The sequence below is a fragment of the Streptomyces sp. NPDC053367 genome (assembly GCF_044545925.1).
Taxonomy (GTDB): Bacteria; Actinomycetota; Actinomycetes; order Streptomycetales; family Streptomycetaceae; genus Streptomyces.
The window spans coordinates 200,801-215,766 of sequence record NZ_JBITYN010000013.1 but is presented as its reverse complement, the minus strand read 5'-3'; the positions used below and the strand labels follow the sequence as shown (position 1 = coordinate 215,766).

16 protein-coding genes are annotated in these 14,966 nt (G+C 73.2%); 4 read left to right on the top strand and 12 right to left on the bottom strand.

Annotated elements, in window-relative coordinates; translation table 11 throughout:
- Position 1 precedes the first annotated feature (1 nt).
- From ACIGXJ_RS32540 to ACIGXJ_RS32505, 8 genes are all read right to left on the bottom strand, one after another.
- Positions 2 to 679, bottom strand: coding sequence for a GAP family protein (locus tag ACIGXJ_RS32540; protein WP_399653071.1), 678 nt, complete (start codon positions 677 to 679; stop codon positions 2 to 4).
- Positions 680 to 690: 11 nt separating this feature from the next.
- Positions 691 to 2,124 carry a DUF1254 domain-containing protein gene (locus ACIGXJ_RS32535; RefSeq protein WP_399653069.1) on the bottom strand — a complete coding sequence of 478 codons (1,434 nt, stop codon included), beginning with the start codon at positions 2,122 to 2,124 and terminating at the stop codon, positions 691 to 693.
- Positions 2,108 to 3,091 (bottom strand): HAD family hydrolase, encoded by a 984-nt coding sequence (locus ACIGXJ_RS32530; RefSeq protein WP_399653067.1) that lies wholly within the window; start codon positions 3,089 to 3,091, stop codon positions 2,108 to 2,110. The genes ACIGXJ_RS32535 and ACIGXJ_RS32530 overlap by 17 nt, the downstream gene beginning before the upstream one ends.
- Positions 3,088 to 4,680 (bottom strand): DUF1254 domain-containing protein, encoded by a 1,593-nt coding sequence (locus ACIGXJ_RS32525; RefSeq protein ID WP_399653065.1) that lies wholly within the window; start codon positions 4,678 to 4,680, stop codon positions 3,088 to 3,090. The genes ACIGXJ_RS32530 and ACIGXJ_RS32525 overlap by 4 nt, the downstream gene beginning before the upstream one ends.
- Positions 4,681 to 5,124: 444 nt before the next feature.
- The gene (locus ACIGXJ_RS32520; protein ID WP_399653062.1) at positions 5,125 to 5,310 is read right to left on the bottom strand and encodes a hypothetical protein; all 186 of its coding nucleotides are present in this window, start codon (positions 5,308 to 5,310) and stop codon (positions 5,125 to 5,127) included.
- A 415-nt stretch (positions 5,311 to 5,725) separates the two neighbouring features.
- Positions 5,726 to 5,968 (bottom strand): DUF5302 domain-containing protein, encoded by a 243-nt coding sequence (locus ACIGXJ_RS32515; protein ID WP_399653060.1) that lies wholly within the window; start codon positions 5,966 to 5,968, stop codon positions 5,726 to 5,728.
- A gap of 179 nt (positions 5,969 to 6,147) precedes the next feature.
- Entirely contained in the window at positions 6,148 to 7,563 is a 1,416-nt protein-coding gene (locus ACIGXJ_RS32510) for a DEAD/DEAH box helicase (protein ID WP_399653057.1), read from the bottom strand.
- A gap of 151 nt (positions 7,564 to 7,714) precedes the next feature.
- Complete coding sequence (locus ACIGXJ_RS32505) at positions 7,715 to 9,811, bottom strand: HelD family protein (protein ID WP_399653054.1); 2,097 nt, start codon at positions 9,809 to 9,811, stop codon at positions 7,715 to 7,717.
- A gap of 145 nt (positions 9,812 to 9,956) precedes the next feature.
- Here ACIGXJ_RS32505 and ACIGXJ_RS32500 point away from each other — a divergent pair, with 145 nt between their 5' ends.
- The 4 genes from ACIGXJ_RS32500 to ACIGXJ_RS32485 all read left to right on the top strand — a co-directional run bounded on the left by ACIGXJ_RS32500 (position 9,957) and on the right by ACIGXJ_RS32485 (position 12,734).
- Positions 9,957 to 10,598: a TetR/AcrR family transcriptional regulator gene (locus ACIGXJ_RS32500; protein ID WP_399653052.1), complete on the top strand. Its 642-nt coding sequence runs from the start codon at positions 9,957 to 9,959 to the stop codon at positions 10,596 to 10,598.
- A gap of 575 nt (positions 10,599 to 11,173) precedes the next feature.
- Positions 11,174 to 11,314, top strand: a complete 141-nt coding sequence (locus ACIGXJ_RS32495; protein ID WP_399653050.1) for a hypothetical protein — start codon at positions 11,174 to 11,176, stop codon at positions 11,312 to 11,314.
- The gene (locus tag ACIGXJ_RS32490; RefSeq protein WP_399653047.1) at positions 11,304 to 12,509 is read left to right on the top strand and encodes an MFS transporter; all 1,206 of its coding nucleotides are present in this window, start codon (positions 11,304 to 11,306) and stop codon (positions 12,507 to 12,509) included. The genes ACIGXJ_RS32495 and ACIGXJ_RS32490 overlap by 11 nt, the downstream gene beginning before the upstream one ends.
- A 69-nt stretch (positions 12,510 to 12,578) precedes the next feature.
- Positions 12,579 to 12,734 carry a hypothetical protein gene (locus tag ACIGXJ_RS32485; RefSeq protein WP_399653045.1) on the top strand — a complete coding sequence of 52 codons (156 nt, stop codon included), beginning with the start codon at positions 12,579 to 12,581 and terminating at the stop codon, positions 12,732 to 12,734.
- On the opposite strand, the gene ACIGXJ_RS32480 is transcribed toward ACIGXJ_RS32485, so the two are convergent.
- The 4 genes from ACIGXJ_RS32480 to ACIGXJ_RS32465 are packed head-to-tail and all read right to left on the bottom strand — an operon-like array spanning position 12,731 to position 14,966.
- Entirely contained in the window at positions 12,731 to 12,913 is a 183-nt protein-coding gene (locus ACIGXJ_RS32480) for a hypothetical protein (RefSeq protein WP_399653043.1), read from the bottom strand. The genes ACIGXJ_RS32485 and ACIGXJ_RS32480 overlap by 4 nt on opposite strands.
- Positions 12,910 to 13,809, bottom strand: a complete 900-nt coding sequence (locus ACIGXJ_RS32475; protein ID WP_399653040.1) for a glycosyltransferase family 2 protein — start codon at positions 13,807 to 13,809, stop codon at positions 12,910 to 12,912. Before ACIGXJ_RS32475 ends, ACIGXJ_RS32480 begins: the two co-directional genes overlap by 4 nt.
- Positions 13,799 to 13,978, bottom strand: coding sequence for a hypothetical protein (locus ACIGXJ_RS32470; RefSeq protein ID WP_399653038.1), 180 nt, complete (start codon positions 13,976 to 13,978; stop codon positions 13,799 to 13,801). Before ACIGXJ_RS32470 ends, ACIGXJ_RS32475 begins: the two co-directional genes overlap by 11 nt.
- Positions 13,968 to 14,966 (bottom strand): glycosyltransferase family 9 protein, encoded by a 999-nt coding sequence (locus ACIGXJ_RS32465; RefSeq protein ID WP_399653036.1) that lies wholly within the window; start codon positions 14,964 to 14,966, stop codon positions 13,968 to 13,970. Before ACIGXJ_RS32465 ends, ACIGXJ_RS32470 begins: the two co-directional genes overlap by 11 nt.

Here is a 14,966-nt window from a genome sequence, read left to right as displayed (position 1 = left end):
CTCACGAGGAGAGATCACTGACGGCGTCGCCCAGCAGTTTCGCGGCGAAGAGCAGACAGATCACCGCCATGATCGCCGTGTTGTGCCGCTCCATCCAGCGTTTGAGACCGTCGAGGATGTGCTTCGAGCGCTCCTTGAGGGCGAAGTAGAGGACGACCGGCGTTCCGGGCCCGAGCGCCCCGAGCACCACGTAGACCGCCAGTGCCACGGCCTGTGCACCGGCGGAGGTGTCCGTGCGCGCGATCGCCGACGCCGCGGCGATCGAGAGCAGCAGGTTCTTGGGGTTGAGGGCGGACAGCGCCGTCCCGAGTGCCAACGCCTTGAGAGGGGTGAACGAGTCGACCGTCTTCATCCATTTCGGCAGCGGCACCTCCTGGTCGCCGCGCGGCCGGCCGCGCCACTCCTTCACCGCCACCCACAGCAGCAGCACGCCGAGCGCCAGGTCGAGCGCGCTGACCCAGTCGGCCGGCTGCCCCTGGTCGCTCGGGCCGGCGCCGCCGGAGAGGAGCAGCACGATCGTGCCGACCAGGGCCAGGCCCAGGGCCCAGCCCAGGAGCAGCGCCGGCCCGTTGGACCGCGCCCTGGGCGTGGCGAGCATCAGCACCACACCGATGATGGGGAACGCGCTCAGCGCCACGGCGACGCCGTAGGGCAGAATCTGACCGATCGCCTCGCCCACGGCCGCCTACCTCACACCGGTTCGATCTCGCCCGGCCGCCAGCTCTTGTCGAACCAGCTTTCGAGCGGACCGTAGAGCCGCAGCATCACGAAGAATCCCTTGCCGGGCACGGTCTGGACCCAGTTCGCCTCGCCGCCGTCCGGCGGGGTGGGACCGAAGCGGACGACGGTGTCGCCGTTGCTCTCGGGCCGGACGCCTTCCGACTGGCTGTTGACGCTCGGGTAGGGGTGGTCCGTGCGCAGCAGCGACCGGGTCTGGGGGTCGTAGGCGTTGACGGCCCAGAAGTTCTTCACCGGGATGCCGCTCGGCAGGGTGAGCGTGTAGTGCCGTCCGCCGTCGAGCCACGCGCCCGTGGAGTCCTCCGCCGTGTAGGCGTATTGCGATCCGGTGCCGACAGGCGCCGTCACCATCGCCGGCGAGGAGGCGGCCGCGAAGTAGTAGAACACCGCCCGGGAGTCGAGCAGGCGGGCGCCCTCCGGCGACAGGAACTCGTGACTGCGCGTGGGGAACGGGGTCTTCCACGACCCGTCGCGGTAGAAGTAGAAGCCCGGGTCACGTGGCCTGAAGGCCAGCGTCCGTACGACGCCCGACGCGATCCGCGCGGCGGTGTCGAGGATCGAGCGCATACGGTCGTCCGGCCGGAAGGGCTTGCCGCGCACGATGCCGAGCGCGGCGAGCTGACCGGCACGCTCGGGATCGAGGGAACCGGGCGGCTCCGCCTGGACGATGGTGTCGATCTCCTCGAAGAAGGAGAAGTCGTTCGCGTGGACCGTGTTGAAGTCCGATTCCGCCCAGTTGACGTAGCGCTGCTCGGGCGGGTCCGCCGCGGCCGAGAGGGGGTAGATCCGTGCCGTGAGCAGACTCTCCGTGCCTCCCAGTGCGCGCAGCAGCACCCAGGAGCCGAACGTCTGCGGCCGGACGACGAAGTAGCCGTCGGGGACGTCGCCTTCGTAACCCGGGGGAAGGAAGAGGTACTTGCCTCCTTCTCCCTTGTCCGGCCCGGCGATGCCCATGTCGGTGACGTAGCGCTGCCACATGTCGTTGACGATGCACAGGGAGTTCCCCGGTGCCTCGATCACGGTGGGGCCGTCCTCGTCGAGCGCGAGGAAGGTCATCCCGTAGGTGGTCTCCGTGTTGCCCGTGAGCACCACCGGTGCCGAAGTGCATCGCGGGGCCGTGTAACCGATCGTGCGGGAGTCGACGCCGACGCTCCGCAGTCCGCGCCGCATCGCCACCATGGACGCGCCGGGAACGCAGTTGAGGAACGCCTCGATCCCGCGCAGCAGATCCAGCGCGTCGTAGCTGCGGGTGATCGTGTCGGGCATGGGCATGCCGTCGAAGAAGTCCAACGTGCCGAAGACCGTCTCCAGCCGGTCGGGGCAGCAGATCGAGGCGAGGGTCTCGGCCGATGTGCCCGGGCTGGGCGCGTCACTGATGTGGGGCACTGCGTCTCTCCTGAGTGAGTCGTTCCGTGAAAAGCGCGTTCCAGTCGTCCTTGACGCTGACCGTCGTCCAGCCGTACCTCTCGGCCGCGGCGCGTGCCCGCTCCGCGCAGTCGGTGTAGGCGTACTCCCGGACGTCGTCGTCGTGGACGACGAGCAGGGCGAACCGCGCGGACCGGAGCAGTTCGACGTCCACGTCGTCGTTGCCTGCCGCGAAGGCCGGCAGCCTGCCGGTGCGGGCGAGGACGTCCTCCGGTTTGCCGGGCCCGACCGCGACGGAGCCGTGCGAGGTCGCCCGGCGGACCATCACGCCGTCCCGGTAGGCGAACTCCGGGGCCGAGCCGATCACGTTCTCCCTGAACAGGCCCCAGGTGTCCTCGCAGATGACACGCATGAAGTCGCGCCCGCCGCCCGAGCAGACGAACAGCCGCCAGCCGTACGCCCTGAGGTAGTCGAACAGCTCCAGCATCGGCTGATAGACCAGGCCGGAGTAGGGCGCTCCGAAGCGCTCATGCCGCCAGGAGGCCAGGTACCGGGCGGCCTCGTCCTCGTACTCCGCGAGGGTGGTGCCTTCCCAGGCCGCTCCGATGGCCTCCACCATCGACGCCACCGCGCCGGGGTCCTGTTCGTTCAGCGCGCGGAAGTACGACTCGTCCCGGTCGGCGATCGCCCGGTAGGGCCGCTCGCGGGCCAGCGAGGGGTCCGCCTCCAGCCGCGCGGCCAGTTTCCCGAGGACGAACGCCATCTGCACCGGCGCCGGCTTCTCCACCCACAGGGTGCCGTCGTTGTCGAACACGGCTACCCGGTCCTGCGGCGGAACGAAGCCCGGCGAGCGGTCGTCGGCTGCGGACGTCACGAACTCGACGATCGCCCGTTTCGCGGCACCGTCGTTCCAGCTCCCCAGCGGAGTCGGGCCCATCACCTCACCGTCCGTCCCGTTCGCCTCCGAAGTGCCGTCGGGCGGGGTCACGTCACCGCCTCGATCTCGCCCGGCCGCCAGGTCTTGTCGAAGAACGGCTGCAGCGGGCTGTAGAGCCGCAGGACCACGAACCATCCCCGGCCCGGCGTGGTCTGGATCCAGTTCCCCTCCGGCACACCGTCGGGCCGGTCGGGCCCGAAGTGCACCGTCGTCGTGCCGTCCGGGCCGGGGACCGCCGCCGGGGTGGGATAGGCCTGGCTGCCGGCTCGGGGGAACCGTTGCGGGGTGTCGAGCATCGACCGCGTCTGGTTGTCGTAGACCGTGACCGACCAGAACTTCGCGGCGGGAATGTCCGGCGGAAGCACCAGACGGTAGTGCCTGCCGCCGTCGAGGGCCCGGCCCTCCTGATCCGCGAGGGAGAACACGTACTGCGAGCCGACGCCGGGCAGCGGTGCCGTGAACGCCGGGCTGATGCCCACGCCCAGGTACCACCACCAGGACCGCAGGTTGAGTTTCCGGGCGCCGTCGTTCGGGCGGGGCTCGACGCCCCTGTCGGTGATGTCCGCGGGCGGGGCCAGGAATTCGTGGCCGGACACCAGCAGGCCGTTGAGCCACCGGGAGGAGGCACCGTAGTAGTGCGCCCCCTCGGCCGGACGCGGACTGCAGGCGAGTGTGCGGGCCGTGGCGTTGCCCACCGCGGCCGCCTCGGTGAGGATCTCCCGCATCCGCGCGTCCGGCTCGAAGGGCCTGCCCTTGACGATGCCGACCGCGGCCAGCGCACCGGCGATCTCGGGGTCGAGCGCCTCGGCCGGCTGATCGTGCACCAGCTCGCTCGCGAAGTCGAAGTACGTCGCGTCCGCGGGCGGAACCGTGTTCACGGGCAGACCGGAGCCCTCGACGAAGCGCGGTGGATCGGGCCTGCGCAGCGCGGCGGTCCAGGTCTGGGCGGTCCATGGCAGCGGCGGGGCCGTGCCGCCGGTGACGATCTCCCCGATGCTGGTCCCGTAGTACCCGGGGACGTAGCGGTAGATGCGCATGCCCTCCTTGATCCGCTCGACCGCCGGCTTCGGGTCGTCGCCCTCGAGGAAGGCGCGACCGCCCAGGATGAGCCGCGTGGTGCGGGTGCGGAGCGTGAAGAACCCGCCCTCGGGAAGAGGGCCCTCGTGACCGGGTGGCACGAAGAGGTACTTGCCGCCCGCTCCGCGATCCGGACCGGCCATGCCGGGGTCCGTGACCCAGCGGAACCACATGTCATTGAGGAAGCAGAGGGCGAGGGGCGGCACTTCCACGACCAGCGGACCCTCGGTCAGGTCGAGGAAGGTCAGGAAGTAGACGGTGTCGGCGTTCCCGGTCAGCACGAGCGCCTTGGGATCCATGAACTCCGAGAAGAGCAGGACGTCGTGGTCCTGGATTCCGGCCTCCAGGAATCCCCGGCGGGCGGCCCACAGGCTGACGCCGGAATACGCGTCGAGGAACGCGCTGACCGCCCGCACGTGGTCCAGATGGTCGTAGACGCGGTTCGCGGTCTCCTCGGTGGGCAAGCCCAGCGGGAATTCCAGAGTGCCCAGGTGCGTCTCGACCCGCTCGGGCGTCGAGATCGACTCCACGGCCGAGGCTGAGATCTGTGCGGTGCGCTGCAAGGGATCGCTCCGTTCTCGGGAAGATGCCGCCCCGTCGACCATGCGCCTCACCCACCGCGGACCACCACCGCACCTGGGCCATCGGGGGGTCTTCGAGTGGCGGGGTACGTGGTTCGGCCTACGGCGGGGCACGGCGAAACGACGCCGGGCGAGACCGCCACCGTGTCGTCTCTCGCCCCGGGCGGACGGGCCCTCTTCCTGGCCGCCACGCGGTCCTCACCGGGCCGACCGCGCCTTGGTCGTCAGACTCACCGTGACCGACGTGATCAGCACGGTGGGGAGACCGCACCCGGCGAGGGCCGTGGTGTCCACCAGCTTGGGCGGCACTTTTTGCGACGGCCGGAATGTGATCAGCAGCTTGGTCCGCTGAGACGCAGTCGCATGCCGGCCCGAGGCCCTGGCGGGCCGGGCCGGGTGACTCCCTCGCGACCTGGAGACCGCCTCTCAGGCGTTCCCGTCATGGATCCGCGCACCCGGATCCTCCGCCCACTCCAGCGCCCACAGCTTGAGTTCTTCGGTCCGCCGGGAGGTCAGGGCGTACGCGCAGGAGTCCTCATCCTGGTACCGATCCGCGCCGATCAGCCGGTCCCGGAGGTCTTCGAGGCTGAACTCGTCGTGGCGCGACGTCACCGAGGATTTCGAGGTCGGCGGTGGAGTGGTGGCGGGAGGCGGCCTGGACGCCGACGACGTCGCGGACAGTACCGCGGTCGGCGAGGGCACGGACCTTGGTGCCGAGCACGTCGTCGAGGGACAGAACGAAGCCGTGGGGGGTCTGGGCAGGCCGGTCGGGGATTGTCAGGAACATCGCTCCGCTCGGGCGAGACGGTTTCACACCCGGGCCTTTCACGCCTCACCGGCGTCTGTTCAGGCTGCGCCACCGACCCGCGCCAGCGGCAGTTGGGCCCTCCCACAGGGCGCGACCGCCGGCTACGCCTCGCCCGCGACGCGCGCACGGACATGCGCACGTTGCGGGCCACGGCACCGGGCGCGCGAGTGGAAGCGCGCAGAGTGCCGGTGAAGCGGCAGGACCGCAGGACTGATCGGCTCAGCCGCCGCTCTTACGCCTGAACGACCGCTGGCTCGCAGCCGGGCCGTGCGCCGCGCGCACCTTCGGCGCATCCGCGTTGGCGGCGACATCGGCCGCGTCCGCCTGCGCACCGCGCTTGCGCGCCAGGGCTTCACGGAACTTGCGCTTGAGGTCGTAGTTGCCGTCGCTGTCCGGCGTCAGAGGGGACGTCTCGGGGGCAGCGGGCTCCGAACCCTCCGTCGTTGCGCGCTCTTCGGTCATGGTGACCTCCTGGGTTCGGGGGGGGGGGGTGGGCCAGCACAGCTTGTCATGCCGGGCGCAGTGCGGGGGCGCCGGCAACATCATCCTGTTCCGTTTCGGCGGGTATCCCTCTCGCTGCCGAGGGCGTTCGCTGCCGAGGGCGTTCGCTTCGGAGGGTTGTGGATCCCGTGGCCAGGCTCTCAGCCGTTGCGACGCACGAGCGCGGCCTTGCGGGCCTCGGCGAGCTTGCGGGCCTCACCGGCTCTTCGGGACTTGCCGCCGGCGCCGCGGGAGGTGTCCTTGCTGGTGCCGAGGCCGCGGAAGGGAGCGTTGGTGTTCTTGGGCCGGGGGACGGCGGGCCCGCCGTCGAGCGGGGTGCCGGAGGGGGCCTTGGCGCCGGTGATCCGGCTCAGCTCCGCCTCACCCGAGCGGACCTTGGTGACGGTCGGCTCGATACCGGCCTCGGCCAGCACGCGGCTCGTCTCGCGGCGCTGGCCCGACAGCACGAGCGTGACCACGCTGCCGGACTCACCGGCGCGGGCGGTGCGGCCGGCCCGGTGCACGTAGTCCTTGGGGTCGGCGGGCGGGTCGACGTTGACCACGAGATCGAGGTCGTCGATGTGCAGGCCGCGTGCCGCGACATTGGTCGCCACCAGGACGGTGAGCTCGCCCTTCTTGAACTGCGCCAGCGTCCGGGTGCGCTGCGGCTGGGACTTGCCGCTGTGCAGGGCCCCGGCGTGCACCCCGCTGGCCCGCAGATGCCGGGTCAGCTGGTCGACGGCGTGCTTGGTGTCGAGGAACAGCAGGACGCGGCCGTCGCGGGCGGCGATCTCCGTGGTGACGGCGTAGCGGTCGGGGCCGTGGACGACCAGGACGTGGTGCTCCGTCGTCGAGACCGTGCCCGCGGACGGGTCGACCGAGTGGACGACGGGGTCGTGGAGGTAGCCCCGGACCAGCTGATCGACGTCGCGATCCAGAGTCGCCGAGAACAGCATCCGCTGGCCGTCGGGGTGGACCTGGCCGAGCGCCTCGATCACCTGCGGCAGGAATCCCAGATCGCACATCTGGTCGGCCTCGTCCAGCACGGTGATCCTCACCCGTCCCAGGCGGCAGGCGTTGCGCTCGATCAGGTCGTGCAGGCGTCCGGGGGTGGCGACGACCACCTCGGCTCCCTGGCGCAGCTCGGCGATCTGCCGGCCGATCGACATGCCGCCGACGACCGTGGCCATCCGCAGCCGCAGTGCCTCGGCGTACGGGGTCAGCGCCTGGGTGACCTGTTGGGCCAGCTCCCGGGTGGGCACGAGGATCAGCGCGAGGGGCTGCTTCGGTTCGGCGCGCCGCCCGGCCGTACGGGTCAGCAGCGGCAGGCCGAAGGCGAGCGTCTTGCCCGATCCGGTGCGCCCGCGCCCCAGGACGTCGCGCCCCTTGAGGGCGTCGGGCAGCGTGGCGGCCTGGATCGGAAAGGGTTCGCGCACCCCGAGTCCGCTCAGTGTCCGCAGCACCGCATCCGGCAGTTCGAGGCCGGCGAAGGAGACGGCCGGGGGCGGCGCCGGAGTCGTGGCCGCGGGCTGGGCGGGACCGCCGTGAGCGATGCTGGAGTCGTCGGGATGCTTCATGAACAGCCTTCCGCAGGGGAACGTACCGAAGAAGGCCCGGTAGGGGTGAACAGTCCACGCACAAGCGGAACCGATCAGGCAGAATCGCCCACCGCGACGACCACGCAAACGCATGACACTAACACAGGGCAAACGGCCGGGTGGGGCCCAGTCAGGCGGCGAGCGGCTGCGGCAGTGGCCGGGTGTGCAGGATGTCGAGGCGGGAGACGGCGCGGGTCACGACGACGTACAGCCGGTGCAGTCCGCGCGGCTCGGACTCGACGATCGCGGCCGGCTCCACGACGACGACGTGGTCGTACTCCAGGCCCTTGACGACCGTCGCGGGCAGCACGGTGACCCGGGCGGCCGTGCCGACCTGTTCGGCGGTCGCGGTCTCGACGCCCGCCCCGCGCAGGGCAGCCGCGGTGGCGGCGACCGCGTCGTCGGTGGTGATGACGGCGACCGACCCCTCGCGGCCGAGGGCCGCGCGGACGGCGGAGACGGTGGCGGACGCCAGGTCGTCGACGGCGCTGACCGTCAGCTCGCCGTCATGGCGCAACGAGCGGGCGGGCGGCACGTCCACGCCGAGGGCGTCCACCAGCCGGTTGGCCAGCTCCATGACCGGGGCGGGGACACGGAAGCCGGTGGTCAGCGGGACGATGTCGGCCTGCGCCTTGCCCAGGTGCGTCAGCTGCTCCCGCCAGGTCCGCGCCGACCAGGGTGCCGTCGCCTGGGCCAGGTCGCCCAGCACCGTGAGGGAGCCGAACGCGCTGCGCCGGGCGATGGCCCGGCACTGCATCGGTGACAGGTCCTGGGCCTCGTCCACGACCACATGGCCGTAGCCCTCGGGGCGTTCGACGAGCCCCGCGACCTCGTCCAGGAGCAGCATGTCCTCGGCCGACCAGGTGGCGCTCCGCTCCGACCGAGGGGGCTCGGCCCACAGCAGGGCCCGCTGCTCGTCGGCGTCGAACACACCGTCCGCCGCGGCCTCCAGCACCGCGGGGTCGCTCAGCAGCGCGGCCACGACCTGCTCCGGCCGCGCCACCGGCCACGCGGCCTCCAGCAGCGCGGCGACCGGTCCGGAGCGGCCGGTCTTCCGTGCCCAGGTCGCGCTCTTGGGGCCGGCCCGCCGCTCGGCCTGCCGCTGGATCAGCGCCACCACCCGGGAGCGCACGTGCTCGCGGCCGATGCCGTACGGCACGCCCATGTCCCGCACCTCGTCGACGACCCGGGCGAGGTCGCAGGCGTCGACGCGCCAGCGGTACGAGCCGTCGGTGACCGCGATGGACTCCTCGGGGTGCCTGACCCGGGCGTACAGGGCGCGCTCCAGGACGGTGGCCATCCCGGCGCTGTGTTTGAGGGCGCCGACCTGCTGCGGGTCCACCCGCCGGACCGGGTGCCGGGCGACCACGTCCTCCACGGTGAGCTGGGCGACGTCGATCTCGCCGAGCGACGGCAGCACCTCGGAGATGTAGCGCAGGAAGGTGCGGTTCGGGCCGATGATCAGCAGGCCGCCGCGCTGCAGCCGCTCGGGGTACGTGTAGAGGAGGTAGGCCGCGCGGTGCAGGCCGACCGCGGTCTTGCCGCTGCCCGGCGCGCCCTGCACACAGACCGACTCGGTCAGTTCTCCGCGGACCAGGTCGTCCTGTTCCGGCTGGATGGTGGCGACGATGTCCCGCATCGGGCCGAGGCGGGGCCGCTCGATCTCGGCGGCGACGATCGCGCTCGCCGCGTTGCCCTCGCCCTCGCCCCCGGCGAAGCGGCCGAGGCGCTCGTCCTCCAGTCCGGTGAGGTCCTCGGGAGCGCCATGGCTCCAGGGCGCCCATCCGAAGCGCCGCCGTACCGCGACCCCACGCGGGTCCAGGGCGCTCGCCCGGTAGTAGGTGCGCGAGACCGGTGCGCGCCAGTCGATCACCAGGGGCGGTGCGGCCGGGTGCTCCGAGACCCGCCCGCGGCCGATGTAGTACCGCTGCCGCCGGTGGTCCCCCGCCTCCTCGGAGTCCTCGAAGTCGAGCCGGCCGAAGAACAGCGGGCTGTCGGGCTCCTCGGCCAGCCGCCGTGCGCGGGTGCGCAGATAGCGGCCGAGCGCCTCGGCACTCGCGCCGTCGCCCGAAACGTCCTCGCCCGCGACGACCTGGTGACGGGCGTCGTCCACCTGACGGTTCACCGCCTCGCGGCACACGGCGACGTAGGCGCGTTCCAGGGCCAGCTCGTCGTCGAGTGCGGCCGCCTCCCGGGTGCCGTACGTGTCCTGGGCGTGTGACGTCATCGATCGAGACCTTTCCGGAGTGACGGCCTTGCGCGCCGCCCTGCGGGCAGGCCGGCGGCGCGCGGGTCACAGCATAACTGAACTCGGTTAAGTCAGAGACCGAGTCAAGTAATTGTCCGAGTAAGGTGGGTGTTACGATGGCCCGGTGAAAGCGCCGATGGGCCTGCGGGAGCGCAAGAAGCAGCGAACGCGCGAGACGATCTCCGACACGGCGATCACGCTCTTCCTGGAGCACGGGTTCGACCGGGTCTCCGTCGTCGACGTCGCGGCCGCGGCCGAGGTCTCCAAACCCACGCTGTTCAAGTACTTCCCGACCAAGGAAGACCTGGTCGTCCACCGCTTCGCCGACCACCAGACGGCGAGCAGCGACGCGGTGGCGGAGCGGCCGCCGGGGGTGTCCCCGGTCGACGCCCTGCACCGGCACTTCCTGGACGGGCTGGCGGCTCGGGACCCCGTCACGGGGCTCAACGACGACGAAGGCGTCCTGGCCTTCCAGCACCTCGTGTACTCCACTCCGAGCCTGGTGGCGCGCGTCGGCGAGTACCTGACCCGGGCCGAGGAAGCGCTGGCCCGGACCCTGGCCGACGCGCTGGACTCGGACCGTGAGATCACGGCCCCGCTGCTGGCCGGCCAGGTCATCGCCACCGAGCGCGTCCTGGCGTCGGCGAACTGGCGGCGCATCGTCGCCGGCCGGTCCGCGGACGAGGTCCACCCCGAGGCGGTGGCCGACGCCGACCACGCCTACGCGCTGCTGCGTCAGGGTCTGGCCGGGGTCGCCCGGACGTGAGACCGGGACCGGCGGAAGCCTCCTGCCCGCCGGTCCCGGGGTGTGCGTGGTTCAGCCGTGTCGTGGCGGGCGTGGTTCAGCCGTGTCGTGGCGGGCGTGGTTCAGCCGTATCGTGGCGATGATCTGGTCCGTGCCCAAGACGGCGGTCATCACGGTCTGCCACGCCCCCGCGAAGGCCGCGTGGCCGGACGCCCAGGCCGGGAAGCAGGGGGTGGGGCCGAGCGGCTGCCACGCGGTGTGTACGCCCCGCCTAGGAACTGATGCCGTCCAGGAAGTTCCCGACGGCCTCGACGATGCGGTTCTTCCGCCGGTGGGCCTTGCTGCAGTACCGCCGTGTGCGCCAGCGCCGCGTCTGCGGCACCGGCGTACCGCACCAGTCGCACGGAACCGTTCTTCTCGCTCCCCCGTTCACGCCGCAGACCCTACCGCGCCGGGCGACGCGGTCCCCGTGCGCCCGGCAGGGCTCGGCGTACGGGTCCGCCGCGGCGAGCCGGCCCTCGCCCTGACGCCGTGTCCGCACCGACGTCCGGGTGACGGCACTGGCGGCCGCCGCGCGGCGAGGGTATGGCTGGTGGATGACCATGCGGCACACGAGCGACCGGCCCGAGACGTTCCACCCGGCCCGGGACGCCGGCCTGCGCCTGCCGGACGCGTACCGGCGCGGCGCCCTCGTCCGGCCGCGGGGCCCGATCCCGGCCGGCGGCGATGGACGCTGACCGGGCCGGCCGGCGCCGGTGCCTGCTCGCCGGCGCCGTGTTCGCCGTCTGCATGGCGGGCACCACCCTGCCGACGCCGCTGTACGGCCTGTACCAGGAGAAGTTCGGCTTCTCCGAGCTCACCGTCACCGTGGTGTACGCCGTCTACGCCTTCGGGGTCATCGGTGTGCTGCTGCTGGCGGGCAACGCCTCGGACTCCGTGGGGAGGCGACCGGTGCTGCTGTGCGGGCTCGGGTTCGCCGCGGCGAGTGCCGTGTGCTTCCTGTCCGCCACCGCCCTGGGCTGGCTGTACGCCGGGCGGCTGCTGTCGGGGCTGTCGGCGGGGCTGTTCACCGGGGCCGCCACGGCGTACGTGATGGAGCTGGCACCGCGCGGCGACGCCTCGCGCGCCACGTTCGTGGCGACCGCCGCCAACATGGGCGGCCTCGGCTGCGGTCCGCTGCTCGCCGGGGTGCTCGCCCAGTACGCCGACTGGCCGCTCTACCTGCCGTTCGCCGTGCATCTGGCGCTAGTGGCCTGCTCGGTCTGCGTCGTGCTGTGGCTCCCGGAGACCGTGCGGGAGCGACAGCCGCTGAGTGCCGTACGACCGCGGAAGCCCGGCCTTCCGCCGCCGGTGCGGGCCGTGTTCGGACCGGCGGCGGCGGCCTCGTTCGTGGGGTTCGCGCTGTTCGGGGTGTTCACCTCCGTCAGCCCGTCCTTCCTCGCCCAGTCGCTGGACGTCCACAACCGCGCGGTGAGCGGGCTCGTCGTCGCGCTGGCCTTCTTCGCCTCGACCGCCGGGCAACTCGCCGTCGGCCGGGTCGGCGTGGGCCGCTCGCTGCCGCTCGGCTGCGCCGCCCTCCTCGCCGGACTCGGACTGCTCGCGGGCGCCCTGCGCTGGGACCTGCTGCCGCTGGTCGTGCTCAGCGCGGTCGTGGGCGGGGCCGGGCAGGGGCTGGCCTTCCGGGGCTCGGTGGCCGCGGTGGCCCAGGCGGCCCCCGCGGACCGGCGCGCCGCCGTGGTCTCCGCCCTGTTCGTGGTGGCGTACGCCGGGATCTCGGTGCCCGTCATCGGCGTGGGCCTGCTGGTCGGCCCGGTCGGACTGGAGGGCGCGGGGCTCGTGTTCATCGCGTGCATGGCGCTCGTGGTGTCGGCGGCGGGGGTCTATCTGCTGCGGCGGCGACCGGTGCCGGCGGAGAGGGGCGGGGCAGGTTAGGGAGCGCGCTGGGTGGGCGGGGTACCCGGGCCGTGTCCGTCGGAACGTACGGGTGGGAGGAGCACCACCATGACCGATCAGCCCCTCAGCGATCACACCCCCTCCCAGGCCGAGGGCGAGCCTGAGGACGTGGACGTACGGGACACGGAGGATCTGCCGCTGCCGGACGTGCCGACGCCGTCGCAGGCGGAGGGCGAGCGCGACGACGAGGAGGAGAACGGCTAGCCGGCGTAGCGGCGGGCCTGTTCCAGGGCTTCTGTGCGGCGTGCCGGTTCCGGCGGGACCGGGTCGCGGGCGCGGAGCACCTGGGGCAGGTCGGCCGCGGCCGGGGTGAAGGCGCCGGCGCGGCTAGCCGGCCCGTAGGACGCACGTCCGCCCGAGGACGAGGAGCGGAGCATGCTCATGCCGGCCGGTGCTCCTCCTCGCGCGGGCCGGTGCCGGTGTCGAGCAGCCGGGCGGCCCGCTCGACGCGGTCCGGGAGGCGGCGGCGCCGGGCCAGCGCGGCGGGGAGCCGGGCGAGGACGCCGACCAGGGCGCGGCGGGCGCTCTCGTCGCCGGTGACGGCGGCGGCCGCGAGGCGGGCCACCGCGCGGGCGGCCAGCGGGAGCGGGCGGCGCAGCCACAGGGTGAGGACCTCGTTGCGGCGCATCAACGGGTCGCGGCCCTCGCGGCCGGCCCGCTCGGGAAGGTGGCGAGCCGTCAGCGAGGGTTCGTAGACGACGCCCCAGCCCGCGGCGGCCAGGTCGTAGGCGAGCACGGTCTCCTCCCCGCCGAAGAACAGCACCGGGTGGAAGCCGCCCGCCGCGAGGAACGCCTCGCGGCGCACCACGCACGCGCAGGCCAGGAAGCCGAGCACCGGGCGGCCGGGCAGGTCGGCCTCCGTGGGCAGCGGGGAGGCGGCGAGGATCTTGTTCATCGGGTCCTCGGCGGCCTCCGGGCCGACCAGGGTGCGGCCGGCGAGCAGGCCGAGCCGCGGGTGCGCGTCGAGCAGGTCGGCCGCGTGGCGCAGCGCGCCCGGCATCCACCAGGAGTCGTCGTCGCAGAACGCGACGTAGGGCGTGGTCGCGTGGCGGGCGGCCAGATTGCGCCCGAGGGCACCGGTGTTGCGGCCGGGGCGGATGACCCGGGGCCGGGCGGGGTGGTGCGGGGGGACCGAGTCGGCGCCGTTGTCCACGACGATCACCGGGGGCCGCTCCGGCAGCGCGGCGAGCTCGTCGAGCGTGCGCCGCAGGGCCGCCGGCCGGTCGCGGGTGATCAGCGCGACCGTGACCCGGCCCTCGGGGCAGGGCTCAGCGGCCACGGATCCCCACCTCCAAGGTGTCCACGTCCGTGCAGATGTCCATGACGATCCCCGCAGGCCGCTCCGGCAGCGCGGCGAGCTCGTCGAGCGTGCGCCGCAGGGCCGCCGGCCGGTCGCGGGTGATCAGCACGACCGTGACCCGGCCCTCGGAGCAGGAATCAGCGGGCACAGGGTCCCGCCTCGTCCTGTGGGGCGTCCAGGTGGCTCAGCGCGGCGGTGAGTACCTCGTCCGTGCGGATGTGCAGCAGCAGCGGGTCGGGGGTGGCGGCGTGCGGGTCGCCCGGCGGGCCGGGTTTCCACAGGACGGTGTGGCGGGGCGACCTCGGTGGTCCCCACAGCAGCGGGGAGACCGGGCCGAAGAGGGTGACGGACGGTGTCCCGTGGGCCACCGCGAGGTGGGCGGGGCCGGTGTCGCCGCTGATCACCAGGGCGGCCTCCGCGATCAGCGCCGACAGCTCGGCGAAGGGCAGCCCCCCGGCCAGGACGTCGTGCGCGGGCACCCCGGCCCGCGCGGCGACCTCCTTCACCAGGGCGTCCTCCCGCGGGCCCCCGGTCACCACGACGCGGTGCCCGGCCGCCCGCAGCGCACGCGCCACGGCGGCGTACCGCTCGCCCGGCCACCGCCGTGCGACGGCCTCCGCGCCGGGGTGCACCACGACGGCCCCCGGCGCGGGCGACGGCCTCCCGGGCGGCGGCAGCCGTACGTCCCCGGGGTCGGCCGCGATCCCGTGCGCACCGAGCAGCCGGCACCAGCGGGCGCGTTCGTGCTCCTCGGGATGCCACTTCGGCGGCAGCTCGGGCAGGGGCCGCGACCCCGCGTAGGCGATCAGCCGCCGGGGCCGCAGCACCGCGAGCGCGTCCCTGCTGGCCGGGCCGTTCCCGTGCAGGTCGACGGCCACGTCCGGCGGCGGGTACGGCCAGTGCCCGAGCGCCGGCACACCCCTGCCGGGCGCCTCGGCCGCCAGCACCCCGTCGACCGCCCCGGTCGCGAGCGCAGCCTCCTCCAGCGCCCCCGGCACCGCCAGCACCACCTCATGCCCGGGGAACGCCCGCCGCAGCGCCTTCAGGGCGGGAATTCCGGCGAGGAGGTCGCCGAGGCCCAGGGCACGCAGGACCAGGAGGCGGGGGCGGGCGGGGGCGTCGGAGCGGTTGGGCAT